Genomic DNA, 1,575 nt, shown 5'->3' with positions numbered 1-1,575 from the left:
AGCTCCGGGCCGGCGCCGGACGCGTTCTGCAGCGCGATCATCGCCTGGAAGACGGGGGGATGGCTCAGGCTGCGCTCCACCTTCAGCTCGTCCACCAGCTGGTCGAATGGCACCTCCTGGTGCGCGTACGCCTCCACCGTCGTCTGGCGGACGCGGCCCAGCAGCGCGCGGAAGGACGGGTCGCCGGAGAGATCCATCCGCAGCGCCAGCGTCTGCACGAAGAAGCCGATCAGCGGCTCCGTCTGCGGATGCGTGCGCCCGGCCACCGGCGTGCCGACCACCAGGTCGTCCTGGCCGCTCCAGCGGTGCAGCAGCGCGGCCCAGGCGGCGGCCACGGCCATGAAGGGCGTGGCCCCCTGCGCGCGGGCCAGCGCGGAGAGCCGCTCGTGCAGGGGACGCGGGATGCGGAAGCGGCGCGAGGCCGCGCCCGTTCCCAGCACCGCCGGGCGCGGGCGGTCGGTGGGCAGGTCCAGCAGCACCGGCGCGCCGGCCAGCCGGGCGCGCCAGTACTCCACCTGCCGGGCGTGCTCCTCCCCCGCCAGCCGCGCGCGCTGCCACGCCGCGTAGTCCGCGTACTGGATGGCGAGCGGCGGCAGCGGCGAGGGCTCGCCGCGGGTGAAGGCGCCGTACAGCGCCGCCAGCTCGCGGTAGAGCACCCCCGTGCTCCACCCGTCGCTGACGATGTGGTGCAGGGTGACCGCCAGCACGTGGTCGTTCGCCGCGACGCGCAGCAGCCGCGCGCGCACCCCGGGCTGCGCCGCCAGATCGAACGGGGCGCCGGCCTCCTTCTCCGCCCAGGCGCGCAGCGCCGCCTCGCGCTCGTCCGCGGCAAGGGACGGCAGGTCGTCGATGGACAGGACGCGCCCGGGGGGCGGCAGCACCTGCTGCACCGGCGCGGCGCCGCGGAGGACGAAGAGGGTGCGCAGCGCCTCGTGCCGCCGGACGATCTCCGCCAGCGCGCGCTCCAGCGCGGCGACGTCGAGCGGGCCGTGCAGCCGCAGGAGGAGCGGGATGTTGAACGCGGCGCTCCCGGGCTCCAGCTGGTGCAGGAACCAGAGCCGCTGCTGCGCGCCCGAGAGCAGCGCCGGCGCGCCGGGGTCGCGGGGGCGGATGGCGCCGGCGCCGGGTGCGTCGGTCCTGATGCCGGCGCGCAGCAGCCTGGCCAGCACGGCCTGCTTGGCCGCGGAGAGGCTTTCCCTGCGATGGGCGATCTCGTCGATGGACATGCTTCCCGCTTCCTTGCGTGCTGATGCGGTTGCCTGCACCGGAGCCGGCTCCGCGACCCGCGAGCCACACCATCCACCGCTCGCGAACTCCGCCCGTTCACCGTTCACCCCGTCACCCGAGCGCCAGCGCCTCCTCCTCGCTCATCGCCTCCACGGCGGCGAGCGCGGCGTCCTCGATCTCGCGCGCCAGGGCGGCGACGGTGGGGGCGCGGAAGATGGCGTCCATCTTCAGCTCCACGCCGAACTGCAGCCGCAGGCGGCCGATCACGCCGGTACCGAGCAGCGAGTGGCCGCCCAGCTCGAAGAAGTCGTCCTCCACGCCCACCCGCTCCAGCCCCAGCATCTCCCG

At 75.4% G+C, this 1,575-nt stretch carries 2 protein-coding genes; both read right to left on the bottom strand.

The window, feature by feature from the left end; all coding sequences use genetic code 11:
- On the bottom strand, positions 1-1,226 hold a 1,226-nt coding region (locus tag VLK66_RS12800; protein ID WP_325309816.1), incomplete at its 3' end, for a condensation domain-containing protein.
- 112 nt (positions 1,227-1,338) lie between these two features.
- Positions 1,339-1,575, bottom strand: a 237-nt coding sequence (locus VLK66_RS12795; protein WP_325309815.1) for a phosphopantetheine-binding protein, incomplete at its 5' end; no start/stop codon positions are given.

It is taken from the genome of Longimicrobium sp. (assembly GCF_035474595.1).
In the GTDB taxonomy this organism is placed as follows: domain Bacteria; phylum Gemmatimonadota; class Gemmatimonadetes; order Longimicrobiales; family Longimicrobiaceae; genus Longimicrobium.
The sequence above is the reverse complement of the archived record's forward strand: the minus strand, read 5'-3'. Positions and strand labels throughout refer to the sequence as shown.